Below are 19847 nucleotides of genomic sequence, written 5' to 3' on the forward strand. Positions count from 1 at the left end.
TTGGCTGCTGCGAACAGCCCTGGATAGCGCTTGACTAGATTTTTGGTGTCTGGTTGCTCTGCTGTGGTTTACACCACAAACAACCTAACTCATCACGGTACGGGATTTGTCTGGCAGAGTCAATACAGAGAATGGAGGGAGGGGGGCGATCGAGTGACTAGCCACTCGTCATTTGTGATACCTTCTCGACTGAGGTGGTTGCAGAAGCAACACTGTTGAGTCGTCCATCTGCTCATCTGCATTAGCAAGCCGAACATAGGGGGAACGATTCGGGCTATCTAGCCTGAGCAGTATGTTAGGCAGACACAATCTGCATAAGTAGTAAAATCGGGTGAATAGGCAGAATGATTCCGCCTATCCAACCATTTTGGGATCTTAGGCGGAAACTTTCAGTCTAATAATAGTTAGACCGCTTTACCCGTTGGCAAGGGCGATACTTTAAGATTTTGGGTTGGGTTATAAAATGTTGGAATCTTGGTAAACACCTGGCTAGATTCGGCATCAAGAGTAAGAAGTTATACTGTCGTATAGTCAGAGAATCTGCGGTTTCCCTGATTAAACTACCTACTGAAAACTAGCAAAGCGATCTATGAATGATCAATCTGATCTAACGAACCTTGTACCAAGTTCTAATTATTCATCTCAAATTACGCAGTTTGAAGATGGATTGCTGCGCTTTATCGATCAATATGGTTTGCCAACAACTCAAGTTTTGGTACAAGTTAGCGAACGATTAAAAGTTTTCAGTAACGTTGAAGGAGTTGTAGATAAAATTGATGCAGAGCAAAAACAAAGATCTATTTACATATCAAAATTTATTGCCGCGTCGGCAGCAGGATTGTTTGATGCTGCTTTGAACTATATGTGGGATGAAACCATTTATGAACTAAGGCGGCGAGTTGCTCGGTATGATCTAGCTTATTTCTATGATGCTGCGGTTGGCAGTAGCTCTGAAAAACGCAAGAGACTAAATACTGAAGAGGATCTTGTCAGAATTGATGATAGTGAACTTATTCAGGGGTCTCATGAAATTGGGCTTATTTCTGACTTGGGTTTCAAGCATCTTGATTACGTGAGATACATGCGTAACTGGGCAAGCGCGGCTCATCCTAATCAGAATCAGATTACTGGCTTACAGCTTATAGGTATGTTAGAGACATGCGTTATTGAAGTAATCACACTTCCACTGTCGAATGTTGTAGTCGGAATCAAAAAGCTTCTTGCAAATATTAAAACAAATAGAATTGACGAGACAGAAGCAAAACAGATATCATCCTTTTTCGCAGATCTCCCAAGAGAGAAAGTACATACTTTAGCTGAAGGTTTCTTCGGAATTTACACTCAGGCAGATACAACATCTCAGACGAGACAAAATGTGCGCCTTCTCGTTCCGGATTTGTGGGGACGATTGGATGAGCATACTAAACAACAGGTTGGTGTTAAGTACGCTAGATTTTTAGCAAATAATGAACAGGACAAACAAAAACTTGCACGAGAGTTTCTTGAAGCAGTTTCTGGATTGTCTTACATCCCAGATGGCATTCGCGCAGCAGAAATACAAACTGCTATAGAAAACCTACTTTCATCCCACAGAGGAGTAAATAATTTCTACAGTGAGCCACCTTTTGCACGACAGTTACAAAGGTTAGTTGGGGAAACAGGAAAGGTTCCTTTAGAAATCAATAATGAATATGTACTCTGTTTGGTTGAGGTTTTCTTAACCAATGGTAATGGAGTTGCATGGAATGCTGAGAGTATATATACATTGATGTTTGATCAGTTTAACCCTGATCAAGCATTGATAGCCATTCTGTCTTTTAGTGATTTGAATATTTCAAGTCGGCTTCAGCATTCTCTATGTCAACAAAAGTTTCGATCCCTGATGGAAATGATGAAAAATAAAGTTTCAATGCCGGCAGTGAAAGAATTAATTGAAGCTATAGAAAAATACAAAGGTCCTTTAGACAAGATGAAAGACGATTCTGAAATCAAGCGTAAGGTTACGGCACTAAGAAAAATCATTGCGGCTTGAGCAGTATGTAGTAGCATCAGCGGTCTAACAAACCTGGTGAAGCGGACGGTATCAAGACTTCGGCGGTGATGCAAAAGTTATTAGCCGCCGCTGACCAGGATAGTTAGCCTGCTCTCAATTCCTACTTCTTAGAGCCACTGAAGCGATGACTCGGATGAACCCGCAAATCACTGTTCCTGCTCATGATGGAGATGTCATTGAGTGGTTTCAGAAGCATTTTGACGGCATCTACGCGATTCTTCATCCGTTCATCAAAACCAGTCCTCAGCATCGTTCCTTGTTTGATGGACTGTCCTACAAACTGCAAACGAGAGAACAACTCAAAGCAGTTGCTAGCCCGGTTTCTTGGAAGCGCGTTCTTGAGTTGACAGGCGTTCCAACAATCCAGCGGCTCAATCGGCTTCTATCTGAAAGAATTGGTGCTATCCGAAGCGAGGATCACGCAGAATGCAGAGCGCTTTATCAGCAGTTAGTGCTGTATGACCTTGTTGAGCCAAGAGAAGGACTGTTCCCAGAGCTTCTGTTCGATCAATTTTTACTCTCTCTTGCGGACTGGGGGTATGAGTCGGTAGTGATCGGCAGTGAGTGGGGTGAATATTCCAAGCAACATCAAATCCGCAACCTCCTCAGGGGGAAGTATCCAACTGTAAAGGACAATCGCCGATTCTTTAGACCCACGATCTACACCGAGGATTTTGGTTTCCTTTATGGAGTTCACTGGGATAGTTTCTATATGTTTTTGTGTGGACCCAAAGAGATTGTGAGCGAAATGGTGATGAAGTACAACTTTGAAGGGTTTTTCTTCGAGCCAGGAATGAAGGTTTACTGGATGAATTAAGAGCAAAGCAGGCTAACCTTGTGTTAGAGCGGATGGATGAGGGTTCTTGATTCGGCTTTAAGGTACTTGTCACCGCTCAACTCCGTCGTTAGCCTGCTTAGAAACCCTGTGCTATAAAGGATTTTTTGATGTAGGGACGGCAACTTTAAAGTGTGGAAACGAAGAACATTTCATGAATGTGCTGAGGAGTTAGAAGTACTCAGTCAAGATTTTAGAGATGTTTACATAAATGGATTGAATCTAGATCAACAAAATCGGCAGAAAATATTACAGGAATCTTCTGAAAGGGGTATTGAAATATTACGAGTTCTAGCTCTTTCGATCCGATCAGAACAAGATTTTGGTGCCATTCCTTCGATTCGTGTAACTGTTGGTGCTTTGAAACGCTCTGCCAGCACCAGTGAAGTCTCGGCTACATTAAGTAGCTATCAACCACCTTGCAGTGGAAGAACTGGCTTCGAGCCTCTGCTACTTAGAGAAGCATTGAACAAAATCGCCCATGCAGATCCCTACAGGGCTGGCTTTTTTGCGGATAATACTGTCCATGATCTTATTCTCTCTGGCAATCAAGGTTCTAACACGTGGATAGCTATTGTGTCGCTCCCTGATCTTTGTCGTGCAATTAAATCCCTTCCAGACCAAAACGTGCAATCGGTTAGGTAGGTAAGGATACAATGGCTTTATGCAGTTTAACTGGGATGAGAACAAGGCAGAACGCAATCTATCAAAGCACGGAGTCTCATTTGAGGAGGCAAAAACTGTTTTTGATGATCCTCTATATGTTGACTTCTACGATCCAGACCATTCTGAGGACGAGGAGCGTTATCTTATCGTTGGACAATCAAGCTGAGGACGATTGTTGATTGTGTCGTATACCGAAAGGGGCGATTCAATACGCATCATTAGCGCAAGACAAGTGACACGAACCGAGCGAGAAACCTATGAAGAGGGATAAGTCAGAAATGGAAGATGATTTACGGGCGGAGTATGACTTAAAGAGCCTACGAGTCAGAAAATTGGGATCTGGACGAAGAAGTTTTGGTGAAACAACAGTCCGTTTAGAACCCGATGTCGCAGCGATGTTTCCTGACGCTGATGCAGTCAATGAGGCTTTACGGTTTTTGATTAGAGTTATGCATGATAACCAAGCCCTTATCCCAAAACCACAGGCTAACAATTCAAATGCAGCGGACAGTTGAGATTGGCTGGTGGTGAGTTAAAGGTCATCTGCCGCCGCTGCGTTTTGCCGTTAGGTGTCTTAAGATTTCTGTTGGGGCGTACATCTAATGTTGTCTGCTAGTCATTTGGTATCGTGAAAAAAGCGGGCACTTGTTTTGGGCTGCCTTTTGCTATAGCACTGGTCACGTCAGTACTGCTGGCGTATGAACCTGTTTACGCTCAGGCACAAACAACAAGTGCAGATTTCTGGAGCAATCTTGATACCTCTGTCAAAGTTGTTGCTGGTGCGGTTGCTGCCATCACAGCAGTTCTTGGTATCCCAGTTGCATTCCTGCAAATTCGCAAAACAATTGTAGAGATTCATAAAATCGAGTTAGAAGCTCAAAAACTGCAAGAGAAAACTGGAATAGAACATTTGAAAGAATCTCAAGGTCATTGGATCTATTTGGATCATTCGGATGGAAATAATATCCAGATTCTTGTAGATCCAAGGTTTTCTGCTCCTTTACTAATCCTGCTAGATTTTGTAATTGTTTACATTGTTCTCGCTTTGGCAGGTTATGCGGTTGGTGTATTTCTGCCAGGGAAAGTTGGTCAGATCATTTTGACAGTTGTTGCAGCACTTTTATTGCTACCACTCTTTGTTGAAGCTCTACGGCTGCGTGGGGTCTTACGCTCTTCTTGGGGAAAAGGGCAGAATGAGGATAAAAAGAACTAGCAGGCTAATCCCATGAATCAGAGAGGCTTCAGCTTCTTAGGGTGTTTGCTACCATAGAAGGCAGGAGGCTCGATAAAATCTATGACTCTAGCAATTGCCCTTGAACCTGCCCCAATAGAGGCCGATCCTCAGGGTGTTGTACGGGTTGCTAAAACTCGCGTCACTCTAGATACTGTCGTGACTGCTTTTCTTGAGGGATGTACGCCAGAGGAGATAGGGGAGCAGTATCCATCGCTACAACTGCCAGATATCTACCTGGTTATCGGTTACTACCTTAGACATCGAGATGAGGTGCATACCTACCTTGAAGAACGTCAACAGCAGGCAGATTTGATTCGGCGAGAGGCTGAACAACGCTTCAATCCTGTTGGAATACGCGATCGCTTACTTGCTAGGCAGAATCAATCCAGGTGATCTGCAACGGTTCGATTCCTGGCTGATGAAAATTTTAACAACCAAATTGTGCGGGGTATTCTTCGTCAAAGTCCAGATGTTGATATTGTGCGTGTTCAAGATGTCGGTTTGTCCGGAGTGGATGACCCAACCGTTTTAGAATGGGCAGCCCAAGAAAAACGAATTGTCTTGACGCATGATGTTGCTACCATGACAATTTTTGCATATGAACGCATCCAAGCTGGATTGCGTATGCCTGGATTATTTGAGGTGAGCCGTCGTGTTCCAGTAGGGGTTGCGATAGAGGAAATTATCTTGATTGCGGAGTGCAGCCTTGAAGGAGAGTGGGAAGGACAAGTAAGATTTCTTCCTCTACGATAGACAGAAGTAGTTGTCGCCACCTAACACTGCGTGGCAGCGGACGGTCGAAAGCTACTGGTGCTAAGTTCGAAGTTATCACCGTTGGGTTGCTTTACCCTTGGATGAGGACAGTACTTCTAAGTTGCCTCTCTAAAGTTACAGTTGAGTTGATGTTTTGTAGCGATTGCAGAGCCAAAAACCTCCGTGTCACTTCGCGTCTTTATCAGAAAACCAACCGAAGAAGATTGTCAAGAATTGGTATCTCTTCATCAAAGAAGCAGGGAATTGCATTTTCCCTGGTCTTCTCCGCCCCTTACTGAAGAAGAATGTAGAACTTATATTAGTCGTTGTCAGAATGACGACTTTGAAGGTTTGCTAATTTGCCATTCAACTGACCATAAGATTGTTGGAGTGGCAAATTTGAGTCAAATCTTTTACAGAGCGTTTCAAAATGCCTATCTAGGTTACTACGTTGATGTCAATTTTGCAGGTCAGGGATTGATGTCGGAAGGTATTCGTTTAGCGATCAATCATGCTTTTGATACACTCGGCCTCCATCGAGTTGAAGCCAATATCCAACCTGAAAACACGAATTCAATTAATTTAGTAGAGCGATTAGGTTTCACGAAGGAGGGCTTCTCTCGACGATACTTAAAAATTAATGGAAAATGGCAGGATCACGAACGGTGGGCTTTAACAGTTGAAGATTGGATATAGTGTCAGCACCCTAACCCTTTATTGCACCGGACTGTTGAGCGCGATCGGCTAGAATTGAGAGGCTTTGACAGCCGGTGAATGTCGCCGTTAGACCGCTAGACCTTAGTTAGGCGAAAGCTCTAGGACATCTTCATTTCCCAACGGGGAAGGATGTAAAGAGAGTTATTTCAGCACGAAAGGCAAACCAATATGAACGCAAACGATTCGAGCAATACCTCACGTACTAACTGGACAGCATTAGAAGCAATGACGGATGAGGACATTGATTACTCTGACATTCCGCCTTTGACCGAAGAGTTTTTTGAAAAGGCTACTTTGCGAGTTCCAGCACCCCAAGCTCATACCTTAATTCAGCTTGATCCTGATGTGATGGCATGGTTTCAGTCTCAAGGCGCAGAGTACAAAGCGCTGATTAACTTAGTATTGCGTCGTTATATTGAGAACAATGGCGATCGACAAGCAAGCTAACTCTGCGTTAGAGCGGACAGCCGAAAAGTTTTGGTGAGGAGTTTGAGGCGATTGGTTGCCGCTCAACTTCACCGTTATGTACCCTACAATGTCCTGCCGTCAACTCCTGGGATCGGAATGAGTGAAAGCGCTGACCATATTGAACTTGGAGGTAGAGTATAGTGAACAGTACATCACATAAGGTTAAAGGTCATTGCCGTTGTGGGCAGGTAGAATTTGAGGTTAGCGCAAAGCCAATGATCACAATGGCTTGTCACTGCACAGGGTGTCAGCAAATGACGTCTAGCGCATTTAGCTTGAGCTCGCTATTTCCGAGCGATGCATTCTCAATTACATCCGGGGAGCCTATTATCGGTGGACTACATGGGAGCACGCGCCACTTTTTCTGCGGGCATTGTATGAGCTGGCTATTCACACGCCCCGAAGGTATGGATGATTTTGTAAATGTACGCTCAACGATGCTAGAGGACTCTCGAACCTACAAGCCATTCATTGAAACTTACACGGATGAAAAGCTGGAGTGGGCTTTTACCGGTGCAGTGCATAGTTTCTGTAAGTTTCCACCGGAGGAAAAGTTTCCGGAGCTTCTCCAAGAATACGCGCAGAAACAACACTAAACACAGCATCGAAGAATATATTGCAGCACAACAATTAGCGGCAGCGGAGCAATTTACGCTGCGATTCAATTGCCCGCTGAGCTGGGCGTTCGGTGCTTACGTAGAGTTGAGATACAGGAAAGAGATATGGAGACTACGATCGAAGTTCTGCTTGAGCGCAATCTCTTAGAGGTGTTCAATAACAACAATGCTGCGAACCGACGCGAAGTAATAGCCGAACTCTGGGCGGACGATTGCGTTTTTGTCGCTCCTGAAGGCATTCATCGCGGACGACAGGAAATCGATGAGACGGTGGGTGGCTTGTTGGCGCAGTTCCCGAGGTATCAGTTTGCTGTCGATAGACCAGCACAGGGGCAGCATGGGGTCGGGCGGCTTTCATGGATATATGGGCCGCCAGAGGAGCCGCGCCGGATAACCGGTGAGGACATCGGTATCATCAAGGACGGGAAGCTTACGACACTCTACGCATTTATAGATACTCCAAACGAGGGGTAATTTTCCCACCGAGGCCAGAGAAGCGTTGAGAGAAGCGCCGAACTAGCGGTTGCACCGGAGCCGCGCACACGGTGTTGGTCGATTCATTTGCGTGGGTTCGTGCGGCCAGGTGAATCTGGTCGAACGACCGCTATTTAACTACGGGTCAGATATCACTACGAAGTTGAAGCAGCATGGGGTTAGACATTCACTACCAGGCAATGCCTGAAAGCAGCAATCTGCTTGAAAGAGCCCGTCATGAGCCACGGATTGGCTCTAACCTTGAGTTCTTCAAATCGTATGCTCTGACAACCCAAAAGCAATTGGACGATCGCATTTATGAACAACACATCGTTGACTTTATTTACCAGGCGCGTCAGTCACTCGAACAGTATCTAGGAATTGAATATCGAAACCTCTATCTTGGTCGTAGATGGGATACGCTCTATTACTTGCTGTCAGAGCGACGGCGCAAGGGAGAGGAACGAGACTGGTCTCAATGGGTTGAAAAGGCAATATTTGGAGGTGAGGTATTAAATGAGGAAACACAAACAACGATCGGTTTTCCAATTCGTTACCTTTACCCAACAGAGGTTTTGAAGGTTAGAGACAACCTCAAGGCAGTAACCCCAGCAATGCTTCATGGTCATTGGAACCCTTACAAGATGAATGAAGCTGGAGTATATAAGATTCGTGGTGATGAAGATGAGAACTACTTCACATGGATAAAGGAGGATCTTGAGAAACTCAAAACCTTCTATGATTCAATTGCTGAGCATGATGAAGGCGTACTGGCTTTCATGGGTTAAAGTTCCTCAACGGGATGACGCTGTCGAACACTGCGTTGGAACGGCGGGACAAGAGCGATCGGTAAGGACTTGCACTTGTCATTGAAGGCGATCGCGCTAATCCAAAACATTCCAGTAGCGCTCGGTTTAGACCGTGTTTGAGGCGATCGGTGAAGTTGCAGCCGTTCCAGATAGTTGTGGCAGAGATAGGTGATTAAAGGCGATCGGTGAAGTGGTTCGGGTAAAGGGTGAGGGCGATTCTCCAAAGAAGAGGCTACGCCATCGGAGGTGATATCAAGATAACCAGTCAATGCAGCAGATTGACCCATTCCCTTATGCTAAGTTGAACATCATTTCAACCACTGATTTTGGTCGTTATACATACAAGTACCCTCAAGGGTAATAACAACCCTAAAGGCAGGTAATACAATGAAATCAATCTTTTCCAAGGAGAAGAAGCTATGTACAGTGACCGAAAAGAGAAGCGAGTTGGAATCGAGCTGAAATTCTCATGTGGTACAGTACGGAAAATTGTAACCAGGTCATCTGGTGTTTGTTCATTTTGGATTGATGGGATTCAACACGATATCGCTACTTTCGTCACAGGAGAAGATCTGGCGTTCAAAGTCATAGCACACCCGTCGAGTGAGGAGATAGCTTCTATATCGACCTCAGACTATATGGAATGGCAGCAAGTACGATACGGATCAACAGTTGAGGCGATAAAACGGTTCGACGCGTCCAACGAAAACCTACAGGAAAGTGTAGACTCTGTAATCACAGCATCGACTGATGGTAGCTTTAGAACTTGTGAACCGTGTGGCGGTGAGACGTGGTGCGTAACAAACGGTTGCGTACTGTGCGGGAATAAGTGGATCTGTGACAAGATTAAGGCTCCCTGGTAGATGGATGCATAGTACGTGATGACCACCATTGCCATAATGTGTGTCATCTAAATTATTCTTGAGTGCGATCACTTACCTCTGTAGGCTGAGTTAAAGACTGCACAGCTCAATTTTCGTTATCTTGGACGATCTTCCACTAGAAAAGGAAGCAGTTGACCAGCATTAACACTGACCAAGTCTGGCAGTTTCATGTTTACACGCTTAAGCGGTAAGGAGTACAACAGTCGGTTGCAGCGGACATCTTAAAACGTTTCAAATAAATTCAAAACGTTTAGCGGCAGCAAAACCGAGTCGTTAGCTTACTTAGTCTGCCGATTGAGGCAGAGCAGTTAACCTCATTGCATTTCCGAGTAAACTAGAGATTAGTTTCTGATTTGGCTGATGGGGGTAAACCCAAATGGTACAAACACCATCTAAAACACTGACCCTGGTGGAGTTTTTGCAATTACCAGAAACGAAACCTGCGAGTGAATATATTGATGGTCAAATTATTCAGAAACCGATGCCTCAAGGGAAACATAGTGCGATCCAGGGGGAACTCGTACCTGCTATTAATGGGGTAATTAAGTCCAAGCGTATTGCTCGTGCATTTCCTGAACTACGCAGTACCTTTGGTGGTCGTTCAACTGTTCCTGATATCGCAGTGTTTCTTTGGAGCCGAATTCCCCGTGATGAAAATGGAGAGGTTGCCAACACGTTTCCTGCTGCACCAGATTGGACAATTGAAATCCTGTCTCCTGACCAAAGTCAAACAAAAGTAACCAAGAATATCCTTCACTGTCTACGACATGGAACCCAAGTGGGTTGGTTAATCGATCCAGATGAACAAACCGTGTTTGTCTATCGTCCCAAGCAAGAACCTGAAGTGTTGGATGAGCCAGATGAAGTTGTTCCTGTACCATCGTTTGCCAGTGGGCTACAGCTTACGATCAAAGATTTGTTTGCTTGGTTATTGGAGTAAAACTTGAGTAGTTGCCAGCCAGCTAACACTGCGTTGGTGCGGACGGAACAGAGGTCATCTGTTAGAGTTCAAACTTATCTGCCGCCGCTGCGTTTTACCGTTAGCCTGCTGAGTTATCGGTAATCTAGCAAATCTAGAACCTTTAGAGGGAACTCTATGGGCGGGCAAAACAGAGAGTAACACATGGGATATTGGGCGACTCATATGTTTATTCGTACCACTAACACGGCAGCACTTGAGCAAGCTGTTAACAATCCGGTCGGAGCGGATTACCAACAGGCTCTTATTACGGTTTTAAGTTTGTTTGTAGCTGTTCAACCGGAACGTTAGCTGGCTCCGCACAGAGGTCTTGTACTTGTCATTGAAGGGTATCGGCGAGTCTAAAAGCACTCATGAGGTTGCCTGTTTGGCAGTGCGATCGCCATTTGTAGGATGCGTCAATGACGCACCTTTAAACCTATCCCAGCAGAATCAAACAAGCATCATCAAAATGGTTGCCGAACAATCAAACATAACGCAATGGTGCGTTTGCCTGGCAGAACGCTGTTGGCGAATCATTTCCTTACATTTGAACTACCCATTCCGTCGTTATTCAGTTTACAAAACTCCGGCAGTTTCAGTAGGAAAACAGCGAAAATTCAGTACTAAATTGGCAAGGCGAATGAAGCCTGCCATCCCCTCAACTCATCTTAGTGATTCAGAACTGCTATGGAAAAAGATAGAAAGAACATTAAAGACACCTTCATTTGGTCCTGTTTAGAGCTATTAATCGTGCCGATCATCTTGACTGGTCTGGGGTTTTATCTTAACGAGAGTATTGCAGAGCGAGAGAGGATGAGAGGATACCTGGTGGGAATAGCTGACTTAACATCAAAGGCTGCTGAGAACAACGGAGGCAGGCTCCGCGATAGCATCTCGTTGAAATCTCTTGCACGTGCTCAAACCTTGATTGTTTTGGGTGAGTCTGACCGCAGAGCTAAGCGAGAAATCATCGAGTTTTTGGCTAACTCAGATTTGCAATACCAAATTTCGTTGGAAAGAGCGGATTTACATGGCGTTGATCTCAGCGGTCTATATCTCAAGGATGCTGATTTACGGAGAGCAAATTTGAAAGGCGCTAATCTAGATAACGCACAGCTTTTGGGCGTTGACTTGACCAATGCAAATCTAGATAATGCCAGTCTGTACAACATCAAATATGATGACTGCACTCAATTGGATGCAGCACTTGAGTCAAGAGTCGATGAGTTGGGCTGGGAGAAAGTTCCAAGAGATCTTGCAGCAGATGGATGTCACAGTGTATATAGAAGGTAATAAATAGAATAGGATTTGCACTCTTCGCGCGGTGTCCTACAATTTCAGGACGCTCTGCACAGGGTTGCTCATACAAAACATCCGAGATGCGTCAGTCCTATTCAAGTATGATTGCTCCCCTGTAGGTTGGGGTTCCTTCGTCAACAACCGTTCTTCAGCCATTTACTTCATCCGCTTCAGCGATCGCCAGCTAACCTTTGCGTGCACCGGATAGACTGGCAGACTCTGGTTTCGTCTCAATGTGATCTGCCATCGGTGACGCTCGCCTTTAGCTGGTAAAAGGATTTAACGATGTTAATCTCAATTAGAATTCTTCTGCTAGTTGCTACAACACTTTATCAAGCGATCGCTAGCTGGCTAGAAGATCGACAACTGCCGCCTGGTCAACTAGTTGATGTGGGGGGCTACCGCCTACATCTTTGCGTTGCAGGAGAAGCTAGCCCAACGATTGTTCTAGACCATAGCTTAGGAGGAGTGGAAGGATATTTCCTAATTGAGGAATTATCAAAGTTAGCACGAGTCTGTATCTACGATCGGGCAGGTTATGGGTGGAGCGACCACAGTCCGTATCCTCGAACCAGCGAGCAAATTGCACAAGAATTAGACAGACTACTAACTCAAGCAGGAATCGAGCCGCCTTATGTTCTAGTCGGCAATTCGTTTGGCAGCTACAATGTACGACTGTATGCCCATTTGTTTCCTCAAAAAGTTTTGGGTATTGTACTCACTGATGCGCTGCATGAGACAGGAATGCTTGAAATGTCCATTCGGTTGCAAGCGCTAAAGCTCTTTTTTATATCAGGCTTTGTGATGTCTGTTCTAGGCTCACTGCTGGGGATTATTCGATTGCTCAGTGTATGCAGAGTCTTTGAATTACTGAAGCCTGAGTTACGTTACTTTTCTAAAGATTCTCTCACGTGGGTGAAACATTCCTTTTGTCGTCCCAAGCACTGGATTACCATGACTAGAGAGATGATGAATTTAGACAAAAGTGCGCGTCAGGTTAGTATAGCTAAACATTTTGATACGCTGCCTATCGTTAGCATTAAAGCCAGCTCTTTCTTCAAGCCGTCCTTTTGGACTCTTTTTATCCCTTTGCAAGACGCTAATCAATTGCGGAAGAAAATGCACTTAGAGTTATGTAGTTTATCAACAGATTGTTTTCAACTTGACGCAAGTAAAAGTGGTCATTTTGTGTGGGTAGATCAACCAGATGTGATTGTTGATGCTGTGAGAATTATGCTCGATAAAATCGATTCTTCTCGCTAGCACTTTCTAGTGGAATCAGCTAACCCTTCATTTTTTGGGGCTATGTGAGCCAGTCAGCTAAGACTTCACGACAGCAGATGGACGAAAGCCACTGGTGCGGAGTTAAAGGCTATCTGCCGCCGCTGCGTTTTGTCGTTATCTTGCTCCGCATCAAGGTCTTGCACTGATGATTGGCGATCGCGCTAATCCAAAACATCCCAGTAGCGATCGGAATAGACCGTGTTTGAAGCAATCAATTTATTTAGATGGAATCTCAGTTGTTCGTAGTTTGGAGCGACTGAGCCAAAGGCTGGCTTTAATTCAGTTTCCTTCTAAAAATTCACTCATAGTTGAAGCTGAACTATAGTGTTCATATTTAGGAAGGTATTCCTCAAAATCGCAAACTGGTACTGCCAATATCTCGTTTCCCCATAAATGCTCTAGTAATAGCTTCACCAAAGCAATTTGGTTTCCTAAGTGAGCTTCTTTTGATTCATCGTGAAAGATCTCAACACGCTGTTGGAAATATGGAAAGTTGGAGGCATCGTGACGATTTTTTGTTGGGTCAAATCCAAGATTTTTAAGAACGATAACCTCATTGTTGCCAATGTGAAGAACTCCGTCTCTTTCCTCTGAATTCGATAGTTCTTTCAAAGACCTTATTAGGTCCTCCCTATTACAATTAACGTATATCATGCAGTCTAGAGCTTCAGACATAACTCTTTACTATATATCTTATTTGGGTTCAGTCAGCAGCATAACCAGTCGGTTGCAGCGGACATCTGTAAGCCTCTATGCTGAGTTTAAGACTCTTTGCTGCCGCTGATTTGAGCCGTTATCTTGCTCCGCATCAAGGTCTTGCACTGATGATTGAAGGCGATCGCGCTAATCCAAAACATCCCAGTAGCGGTCGGAGTAGACCGTGTTTGAAGCGATCAATTTAGCTGCAACCGTTCCAGACAGTGCAACAGATTGACCTCATTGGCTCGTGCTAAGTTGAACATCATCTGCGATCGCTCATTGTGGTCATTATGCCGCTCAATTCTCAATAGAAGGATGGAAACTGACCAATTTAGTAGCACAGATAAGGAGTTAAGGAGCAGGGCGATCGTGCCTGGCCTTTGAAGTTTTACAGATCTTGATACGTCAACGCTGTATTTGCCCAATCGGTTTCTTCTAGAAATTGGGTAAAGGTGGTCAGGAGTTGGGGAAATTCCTCTCGTAAGCGGGGAACATCTGCTCGATAGCCCTGCTTGCGGTACCATTGAATCAAATCAAAGAGCGATTTGCGAAATAAAACTAAGAAAATCCAGGGAGGAATTTCTTTATAGATCACGGGTCTTCCCTGTGCTCTAGAGAATGCTTCCGCTATTTGTTGGGGAGTCAGCACGTCTCCAGCCAGCTCAATGTCTTGACCCACGTATTGAGCACGGTGCTTCATCACATGTGCAGCTACTCGTCCCATATCTTTTGTTGTAATGAGATGCAGCGGCTTATCGGCCTGAACTGCAAAGGGAAAAGACCCTTTAAGGACAGACGGTCGGGTGTATTGCTTCCAAAACTCCTCCATAAATAAGCAAGCCCGCAGCATTGTTGTGGGTAAACCCGCTTGCTTGAGAATCTGCTCTACTTTATGCTTTTGCTCAATGTGGGGAATGCCAGAATTGCGATCGACCCCTCCTGCCGAATTGTAAACAAAGTGGCTGATGTTGGCTTGCTTAGCCGCTTGCGCCAGTCGCTTTGCCCTTATAACCTCCTGTGGATCTGGCCTGGCAGAATCTCCGCTTGTTGCGTGGCAGTAAACGGCTGAAACATCTGCAAAGGCTGCTCCTAATGAAGTCTCATCATCAAGATCCGCTTCAACTAGCTCAACCCCACTGTTGTGCAGCCTGGACAGAGAAGGACGATCGAGGTCAATCTTGCGGGTAATGGCTCGTAGATCAGAAACATTTTGTTCGAGCAATCCTTTGACAGCATTGCTGCCCGTTCCCCCAGTCACACCTATCAACAGGACTTTACCCACATCGGTTTCTGTATACTTAGAATCTGAAGGGTTCACGGTAACGTACCTCCACTGTTCTGTAACTCTAGTGTAGTCTTTAAGAAAATAGGCTCTGAAGAGTTGTATTACGACCTTACTTTCTTCGTACGGCCTCTTTGCTCCACAACGAGCGGATTAACTGTTCTGCCAACTCTGCTCCGAAGATCTTTACTGCGACAGCATTGCCTGGATCGCGTTCTGCAATCGTTCGACGCATCTGTAAATCACGCTCTGCCAGTGAAGGTTGGCGATCGACAGGAACAGGTTCTGCTTGCTTAACCCAGGTTAGCCAACGAGAACAGATCTCATGGGCAGTATTTCGAATCAACGAAAGAGAGTCTTCTGTTGCCGGACAGGTAAAGCAGAGCGACGTTGGGGATTGCATTTGCCTCACGTACAGTGCCTTACTTACAAACAAAGACAAATTAGGATTATCCCGCAACTCCAGATAGGTTGGATTCAGGGATTCATAGTAACGTTCGGTGTAGTTTAAGTCAGCCCATAAATCCACTCTTGGAATGTAGTCAATGTAAAAGAAGAGATCGGGCGTTGTGCCAAATTCAAATGCTAAATGGGGTACCTGAATCAATGGACTTAGCCAAAGAGTCAGGCGCATGTTGCTAAATCTCATTTGAGCAGCATTAAACCAGGAGTAAACCAGCCAATCTAGTTCCTCTCCGGTAAAGGCCAAAAGCGTACCTGTAACGGTGCGATCGGGACTACTAAAGTTTTGAAGGGGTTGCTCTGGCTGGGGCAGAATCGTAAGCTGTTGGGTTACTTCTTCATACAACTCGCTCAAAATGCTTTGCAATTGCACAAACAAGGTGGCGTGATCCAGGTCAATTGGAGAAGTCATTGTGATTTTGAAAAGGTTAACTACTGATCAAATTGTAGTTTTGGAGGCGATGTATCGAACCATTCACCACTAAATTGAGATCCAGGTGAAAGGGTGCGATCGCGCTTACATAATGTTTTGTAAGTGTTTTGTAATAGTGCAACGATCAGATTTGCGTTCTGGTTTAACCTATCATTGGAGCGGACTTATGAGAGGTGTTCGGTGGGATAGGAAGCGATTGCTGCCGCTCAACTTAGCCGTTAGACATAAAGAGTCACGTTAATATCTTTATCACGTTCGGCTCATTTGCTTTTTCTCGTAGCGTATAAGAGCAATGAATATAAGACGGGTCAAAGACGACGACATAATGAGAATTACTGAAATTTACAATTGGTACATCTCAAATACGACTATAACGTTTGAGACGGAAACTATCAGTCCCCTGGAAATGAAGAAACGAGTCCAGGAGAAGGTCGCAAAACATGATTGGTTGGTGGGGGAATTTAATCAAGAGATTGTTGGATATGCCTATTATGGGTCATTTCGTTCCCGTCCTGCATACAACCATACAGTGGAATTAACTATTTACCTGGCACAAGAGAGTATTGGAAAAGGATTTGGAAAATCTTTGTATGACGAGTTAATTAAATCGGCAGAAAAACATGGATTTCGAGAACTCATTGGCGTGATTGCGTTGCCAAACTTAAAAAGTACGATGTTACATCAAAATTTAGGGTTTGAAGAAATTGGTGTTTTGAAGAAAGTGGGATATAAATTTGACAAGTATATTGATGTTGCAATCTGGCAGAAGTCAATACTGTAGTTTCTAAGTTAACTGCCTAACAAATCGTTGTAACAGGGAAATAGAACGTGCTTACAGGGATGTAGAGGCTACTTGCCGCCACTAAACTTCAACCGTTATGCGGCTAGTTGAATCGGTGAAGGCGCAGGCGAACGGTTACTGGTGAGAGGGTGTTTGACAAGTATCTTTTACGTCTCGGTAGGGGCGAAGCATACTCTGCGAGAAGCAAGCTACGAATCAGGATGGCTGGAACAACCGAGACATTGTCTACCGAATGCTTCGCCCCTACACCTATCGGGTAACTAATCAAACTTTTAAAACATCCTCTGAGAGTTCGGCATCAGGCCAGATGGAGATGGCCTGTTACTTGAAGAATAGAGCTGTGTGGTAGAGATCTGTGCAACCATTTCTGCACGCGACGAAACGTTTAGCTTACGGAACATTCGCTTCAAAGCCTGCTTGACGGAATTCTCGGTAATCCAAAGTTCAGTCCCAATCTCTGCGTTGGTTCGCCCCAAAGCGACCAGGTCAGCAATTTGTAACTCACGCGGTGTTAACCGACTGGTGCTAAACGATTGATGTTGAGGTTGCAACGTCGTGCTGCCTGTAAGTCGTGCACTTGCAGTCCAAGCAGACAGATGCAAACAAATGGCACTCAAATCGGCTAAATCTTGGGTATCAAAAGCAGGCATTGATTTTTCACGGGTACAGCCCACTGAACCCACTACTTGACCGCGATCGACGATCGGCCCTGCCATCACATGCCAGTGATCTGGACGCGGACAGATTAATTTCCAAGCCTTAGGTGTTGTCACCAATCCTTCATGAACGGGCGTATGGCGTTCCGCGATGTAACGCGCCACAGGGTTATGTTCAAGCGATAGGGCAAGGTTTAGAACGGTTTGAAGCTTTTGGTCGGCTAAAAGCTTGTCAAAGAAAAAGATTCCAGATCGCTTGGCAGCAAAGTACTCACCAATCTTTGGCGCAAGGTGCGATCGCAAGCGGTCTTCATCCTCTGCCTGGTAAATTCCTTCAAATAACAGCTTCAAGGAAAGGGTCATGGTGGTGAAAAGAGTACTCGATCGAGGACTAGTCGCAGTGGGTTGCCATTCCTAGTATAAGGATAGCTTTAACGGCAATCGCCACAGGAGATGAATTCATGACTAACTTACAAAAGCACACCGTTGGTTTGGTCTTTTATCCTGGCATGACCTCACTGGATATCCTCGGCCCACAGCAGGTTTTTAGCGGGCTACCTGGTGTCCAGATTCATCGGATCTGGAAAACACTCGATCCAGTCAAAACCGATGATGGAATGATGGTTTTGCCCGATACTATTTTTGAAAATTGCCCACGCCTGGATGTGATCTGTGTCGGTGGCGGTCTAGAAATGCCAGCGGTAGAAGACGATCCAGAGATGTTAGCATTCCTTCGTCAACAGGGGCGCACGGCTAAATTTATCACGTCTGTCTGCGGCGGATCGATACTTCTGGCGAAAGCAGGATTGCTCGAAGGCCACCGGGCAGCTACTCACTGGGCCGCTCGCGAACAACTCGCTGCATTGGGCGTTGAGGTGAGCAGCGAGCGGGTGGTGGTCGATCGCAATCGGATTACGGGTGGCGGTGTAACAGCGGGTATTGATTTTGGTTTGACGATCGCCAGCCTCCTCTATGGTGAGGAAACCGCCAAGATTATCCAACTATTACTGGAGTACAATCCCGCCCCGCCATTTGATACCGGCTCGCCAGAAAAAGCGGGGACGGAGTTGGTAGAGAAGGCGATGTTATTGATGCAGGGTATGATGTCCAATCTAGTAGCAGCAAGCTAGGGCGTGTTTTAAATCCCGGAAGTTCCAACTCTATAGACTTTTGAACGATTCAAAGTCCCCCAATTTTGGGGGATTTAGGGGGCGAAAAGCACAATGTAACCGAGCACTCAGGAGTTTTAAAACACGCCCTGGGGCAATTCTAGTAGCACGGATCGCTTTTTTAAAGGTAACTACGAACAAGCGATCCACGCGCATCTCCAAAATTAATGTTTAGAACTGATCTCGATCGTGATGATAAACCTTCACCCTGAGCAACCTAAATTACCTGGACGCTGGATTCAAAAAGGACTTCTGGCGATCGCGGTATTATTTAACCTTTGCCTCATTGCCCAACTATTAACCGTCGGATTAGCAGTTTTCACCGATCCTGCCTGGTGGAATATTCATATCGGACTTGTGCAGGGGTATAGCGGACTGTCGCTAATAGTGCTGGTAGGGGCGTTAACGGCTCCATTCTCAAATGCCATTCGCTCGCTTGCTGCCAGCCTGCCCGTGCTGCTGGGACTCCAGTTTTGCAGCATTCTTCTCAAAACTCCGCTTCATTTAGAAGTGCTTCACCCACTGATTGGCTTCACATTATTCTATGTGTCTTCAAGCCTTGTACATCGTGTATCGCGTGAGCTGTTTAACAAGCCAGATGCTGTCATTAACTCTTAGGAGGAACTTGTGACCATTTCAAATCAGAGAGACGTTCGCGTCACACTTATTTCTAGAATTTGGGCCTATGCAACAGCGATGCTCTTAATTTCTATTTTGCTCAATGGTGGGGGACACGCTCGAAAGGTGTTCTTTTTGCCAGCAACAATTGTATTTGGTGCAACAACCAGCACGATCGTTGTGTTGAGAAAGTTGCGTTACGACCGACATGACATTCTATTGCCATCTGAAACCCTGGAGGAGCTTAAACAGCGCATTGAGAATCTAGAGACGATCGCTGCAAGTGATGTTAAGCATTGGGATCACGCTCTAAAGCAACTTGCTCAAACAACGATCCAGACCCACCGAACACTGAGGTAAACAGGGCGCAACGTAACAGTCCTGTTGGAGCCTCAAAAGCTCACGCTTCACGTTGTCCGGCTTGTGCCCAATCGCATCGTTAATTGGCTCTGTTGCGGATGAGAATCAGCAGCAGGTAATCTTGCATAGTTTAATCACGCCCGTCATCCTCCTACACACGCAAAAAGTAAGACTCGACATTACTAAGGATCGTGAATTAAATAACCTGTAATTCTGGTTTGGCTGTGTAATTCCATTGCGGTAGAAGCTCGTCGAAGACAATCTTCATATTGGCTTTGAAACCTTCAGCAACTTTTCGACCTTTTTGATACA

The 19847-nt window shown here is 45.2% G+C and carries 25 protein-coding genes and 1 pseudogene; 21 read left to right on the forward strand and 5 right to left on the reverse strand.

Going from position 1 to position 19847, the window contains the following annotated elements:
* Positions 1-589 precede the first annotated feature (589 nt).
* The 13 genes and pseudogenes from IQ268_RS11925 to IQ268_RS11985 all read left to right on the forward strand — a co-directional run bounded on the left by IQ268_RS11925 (position 590) and on the right by IQ268_RS11985 (position 8605).
* Positions 590-2032 carry a hypothetical protein gene (locus tag IQ268_RS11925; protein ID WP_193878775.1) on the forward strand — a complete coding sequence of 481 codons (1443 nt, stop codon included), beginning with the start codon at positions 590-592 and terminating at the stop codon, positions 2030-2032.
* A gap of 145 nt (positions 2033-2177) precedes the next feature.
* The gene (locus IQ268_RS11930; RefSeq protein ID WP_228035281.1) at positions 2178-2870 is read left to right on the forward strand and encodes a DUF2711 domain-containing protein; all 693 of its coding nucleotides are present in this window, start codon (positions 2178-2180) and stop codon (positions 2868-2870) included.
* Between the two features lie 150 nt (positions 2871-3020).
* Positions 3021-3533: a hypothetical protein gene (locus IQ268_RS11935; RefSeq protein WP_193878779.1), complete on the forward strand. Its 513-nt coding sequence runs from the start codon at positions 3021-3023 to the stop codon at positions 3531-3533.
* 19 nt (positions 3534-3552) lie between these two features.
* Positions 3553-3825 (forward strand): annotated as a pseudogene (locus IQ268_RS33370) (BrnT family toxin).
* Entirely contained in the window at positions 3812-4069 is a 258-nt protein-coding gene (locus tag IQ268_RS11945; RefSeq protein WP_193878781.1) for a hypothetical protein, read from the forward strand. Before IQ268_RS33370 ends, IQ268_RS11945 begins: the two are co-directional and overlap by 14 nt.
* A 113-nt stretch (positions 4070-4182) precedes the next feature.
* Entirely contained in the window at positions 4183-4767 is a 585-nt protein-coding gene (locus IQ268_RS11950; RefSeq protein WP_193878783.1) for a hypothetical protein, read from the forward strand.
* 81 nt (positions 4768-4848) lie between these two features.
* Positions 4849-5181: a DUF433 domain-containing protein gene (locus tag IQ268_RS11955; RefSeq protein ID WP_193878785.1), complete on the forward strand. Its 333-nt coding sequence runs from the start codon at positions 4849-4851 to the stop codon at positions 5179-5181.
* An 18-nt stretch (positions 5182-5199) separates the two neighbouring features.
* Positions 5200-5541 (forward strand): DUF5615 family PIN-like protein, encoded by a 342-nt coding sequence (locus IQ268_RS11960; RefSeq protein WP_193878839.1) that lies wholly within the window; start codon positions 5200-5202, stop codon positions 5539-5541.
* Between the two features lie 183 nt (positions 5542-5724).
* Entirely contained in the window at positions 5725-6237 is a 513-nt protein-coding gene (locus tag IQ268_RS11965; RefSeq protein ID WP_193878787.1) for a GNAT family N-acetyltransferase, read from the forward strand.
* Between the two features lie 189 nt (positions 6238-6426).
* The gene (locus tag IQ268_RS11970) at positions 6427-6705 is read left to right on the forward strand and encodes a BrnA antitoxin family protein (RefSeq protein WP_193878789.1); all 279 of its coding nucleotides are present in this window, start codon (positions 6427-6429) and stop codon (positions 6703-6705) included.
* A gap of 161 nt (positions 6706-6866) precedes the next feature.
* Positions 6867-7322 (forward strand): GFA family protein, encoded by a 456-nt coding sequence (locus IQ268_RS33375; RefSeq protein ID WP_370584657.1) that lies wholly within the window; start codon positions 6867-6869, stop codon positions 7320-7322.
* Positions 7323-7448: 126 nt separating this feature from the next.
* Entirely contained in the window at positions 7449-7817 is a 369-nt protein-coding gene (locus IQ268_RS11980) for a nuclear transport factor 2 family protein (RefSeq protein WP_193878791.1), read from the forward strand.
* Between the two features lie 173 nt (positions 7818-7990).
* A complete protein-coding gene (locus IQ268_RS11985) occupies positions 7991-8605 on the forward strand; it encodes a DUF1877 family protein (protein ID WP_193878793.1) in 615 nt (204 codons plus the stop codon).
* Here IQ268_RS11985 and IQ268_RS11990 read toward each other — a convergent pair.
* Positions 8602-8913 (reverse strand): hypothetical protein, encoded by a 312-nt coding sequence (locus IQ268_RS11990; RefSeq protein WP_193878795.1) that lies wholly within the window; start codon positions 8911-8913, stop codon positions 8602-8604. The two genes, IQ268_RS11985 and IQ268_RS11990, sit on opposite strands and share 4 nt — an antisense overlap.
* Before the next feature lie 973 nt (positions 8914-9886).
* Between IQ268_RS11990 and IQ268_RS11995 the strand changes: the two genes are divergently transcribed.
* The 3 genes from IQ268_RS11995 to IQ268_RS12005 all read left to right on the forward strand — a co-directional run bounded on the left by IQ268_RS11995 (position 9887) and on the right by IQ268_RS12005 (position 13033).
* Complete coding sequence (locus IQ268_RS11995; RefSeq protein ID WP_193878797.1) at positions 9887-10450, forward strand: Uma2 family endonuclease; 564 nt, start codon at positions 9887-9889, stop codon at positions 10448-10450.
* A gap of 708 nt (positions 10451-11158) precedes the next feature.
* The gene (locus tag IQ268_RS12000) at positions 11159-11764 is read left to right on the forward strand and encodes a pentapeptide repeat-containing protein (RefSeq protein WP_228035284.1); all 606 of its coding nucleotides are present in this window, start codon (positions 11159-11161) and stop codon (positions 11762-11764) included.
* 291 nt (positions 11765-12055) lie between these two features.
* Positions 12056-13033: an alpha/beta fold hydrolase gene (locus IQ268_RS12005; protein WP_193878799.1), complete on the forward strand. Its 978-nt coding sequence runs from the start codon at positions 12056-12058 to the stop codon at positions 13031-13033.
* Positions 13034-13333: 300 nt separating this feature from the next.
* Here the strand turns inward: IQ268_RS12005 and IQ268_RS12010 are convergent, their stop codons facing one another.
* Entirely contained in the window at positions 13334-13666 is a 333-nt protein-coding gene (locus tag IQ268_RS12010) for a hypothetical protein (protein WP_193878801.1), read from the reverse strand.
* 140 nt (positions 13667-13806) lie between these two features.
* Between IQ268_RS12010 and IQ268_RS12015 the strand changes: the two genes are divergently transcribed.
* Positions 13807-13956 carry a hypothetical protein gene (locus IQ268_RS12015; RefSeq protein ID WP_193878803.1) on the forward strand — a complete coding sequence of 50 codons (150 nt, stop codon included), beginning with the start codon at positions 13807-13809 and terminating at the stop codon, positions 13954-13956.
* 185 nt (positions 13957-14141) lie between these two features.
* Here the strand turns inward: IQ268_RS12015 and IQ268_RS12020 are convergent, their stop codons facing one another.
* Together IQ268_RS12020 and IQ268_RS12025 are read right to left on the reverse strand one after the other, a co-directional pair.
* Positions 14142-15071: an NmrA/HSCARG family protein gene (locus tag IQ268_RS12020; protein WP_339383273.1), complete on the reverse strand. Its 930-nt coding sequence runs from the start codon at positions 15069-15071 to the stop codon at positions 14142-14144.
* 76 nt (positions 15072-15147) lie between these two features.
* On the reverse strand, positions 15148-15909 hold the full coding sequence (locus tag IQ268_RS12025; protein ID WP_193878805.1) for a red chlorophyll catabolite reductase: 762 nt from the start codon (positions 15907-15909) through the stop codon (positions 15148-15150).
* 313 nt (positions 15910-16222) lie between these two features.
* Between IQ268_RS12025 and IQ268_RS12030 the strand changes: the two genes are divergently transcribed.
* Complete coding sequence (locus IQ268_RS12030; RefSeq protein ID WP_228035285.1) at positions 16223-16711, forward strand: GNAT family N-acetyltransferase; 489 nt, start codon at positions 16223-16225, stop codon at positions 16709-16711.
* A gap of 293 nt (positions 16712-17004) precedes the next feature.
* Here IQ268_RS12030 and IQ268_RS12035 read toward each other — a convergent pair whose 3' ends face one another.
* Positions 17005-17751, reverse strand: coding sequence for a LuxR C-terminal-related transcriptional regulator (locus tag IQ268_RS12035; RefSeq protein ID WP_193878809.1), 747 nt, complete (start codon positions 17749-17751; stop codon positions 17005-17007).
* A 98-nt stretch (positions 17752-17849) separates the two neighbouring features.
* On the opposite strand from IQ268_RS12035, the gene IQ268_RS12040 reads away from it, so the two are divergent.
* The 3 genes from IQ268_RS12040 to IQ268_RS12050 all read left to right on the forward strand — a co-directional run bounded on the left by IQ268_RS12040 (position 17850) and on the right by IQ268_RS12050 (position 19535).
* The gene (locus IQ268_RS12040; protein ID WP_193878811.1) at positions 17850-18518 is read left to right on the forward strand and encodes a DJ-1/PfpI family protein; all 669 of its coding nucleotides are present in this window, start codon (positions 17850-17852) and stop codon (positions 18516-18518) included.
* Between the two features lie 231 nt (positions 18519-18749).
* A complete protein-coding gene (locus tag IQ268_RS12045) occupies positions 18750-19175 on the forward strand; it encodes a DUF6220 domain-containing protein (RefSeq protein WP_193878813.1) in 426 nt (141 codons plus the stop codon).
* A 9-nt stretch (positions 19176-19184) separates the two neighbouring features.
* On the forward strand, positions 19185-19535 hold the full coding sequence (locus tag IQ268_RS12050) for a hypothetical protein (protein ID WP_193878815.1): 351 nt from the start codon (positions 19185-19187) through the stop codon (positions 19533-19535).
* The last annotated feature ends 312 nt before the right edge of the window (positions 19536-19847 follow it).

The sequence above is a fragment of the Oculatella sp. LEGE 06141 genome (assembly GCF_015207605.1).
GTDB lineage: Bacteria > Cyanobacteriota > Cyanobacteriia > Elainellales > Elainellaceae > Oculatella.

Bases quoted from the DNA above. Each gene is read 5' to 3' on its own strand.
- IQ268_RS12005 (WP_193878799.1), top strand. From the start codon at position 12,056: ATGTTAATCTCAATTAGAATTCTTCTGCTAGTTGCTACAACACTTTAT.
- IQ268_RS11955 (WP_193878785.1), top strand. From the start codon at position 4,849: ATGACTCTAGCAATTGCCCTTGAACCTGCCCCAATAGAGGCCGATCCT.
- IQ268_RS12045 (WP_193878813.1), top strand. From the start codon at position 18,750: ATGATAAACCTTCACCCTGAGCAACCTAAATTACCTGGACGCTGGATT.
- IQ268_RS12035 (WP_193878809.1), bottom strand. From the start codon at position 17,751: ATGACCCTTTCCTTGAAGCTGTTATTTGAAGGAATTTACCAGGCAGAG.
- IQ268_RS11990 (WP_193878795.1), bottom strand. From the start codon at position 8,913: ATGGGTCAATCTGCTGCATTGACTGGTTATCTTGATATCACCTCCGAT.
- IQ268_RS12015 (WP_193878803.1), top strand. From the start codon at position 13,807: ATGCTGAGTTTAAGACTCTTTGCTGCCGCTGATTTGAGCCGTTATCTT.
- IQ268_RS11945 (WP_193878781.1), top strand. From the start codon at position 3,812: ATGAAGAGGGATAAGTCAGAAATGGAAGATGATTTACGGGCGGAGTAT.
- IQ268_RS12040 (WP_193878811.1), top strand. From the start codon at position 17,850: ATGACTAACTTACAAAAGCACACCGTTGGTTTGGTCTTTTATCCTGGC.
- IQ268_RS11930 (WP_228035281.1), top strand. From the start codon at position 2,178: ATGACTCGGATGAACCCGCAAATCACTGTTCCTGCTCATGATGGAGAT.
- IQ268_RS11925 (WP_193878775.1), top strand. From the start codon at position 590: ATGAATGATCAATCTGATCTAACGAACCTTGTACCAAGTTCTAATTAT.
- IQ268_RS11970 (WP_193878789.1), top strand. From the start codon at position 6,427: ATGAACGCAAACGATTCGAGCAATACCTCACGTACTAACTGGACAGCA.
- IQ268_RS12030 (WP_228035285.1), top strand. From the start codon at position 16,223: ATGAATATAAGACGGGTCAAAGACGACGACATAATGAGAATTACTGAA.
- IQ268_RS11995 (WP_193878797.1), top strand. From the start codon at position 9,887: ATGGTACAAACACCATCTAAAACACTGACCCTGGTGGAGTTTTTGCAA.
- IQ268_RS12025 (WP_193878805.1), bottom strand. From the start codon at position 15,909: ATGACTTCTCCAATTGACCTGGATCACGCCACCTTGTTTGTGCAATTG.
- IQ268_RS12000 (WP_228035284.1), top strand. From the start codon at position 11,159: ATGGAAAAAGATAGAAAGAACATTAAAGACACCTTCATTTGGTCCTGT.
- IQ268_RS11980 (WP_193878791.1), top strand. From the start codon at position 7,449: ATGGAGACTACGATCGAAGTTCTGCTTGAGCGCAATCTCTTAGAGGTG.
- IQ268_RS11985 (WP_193878793.1), top strand. From the start codon at position 7,991: ATGGGGTTAGACATTCACTACCAGGCAATGCCTGAAAGCAGCAATCTG.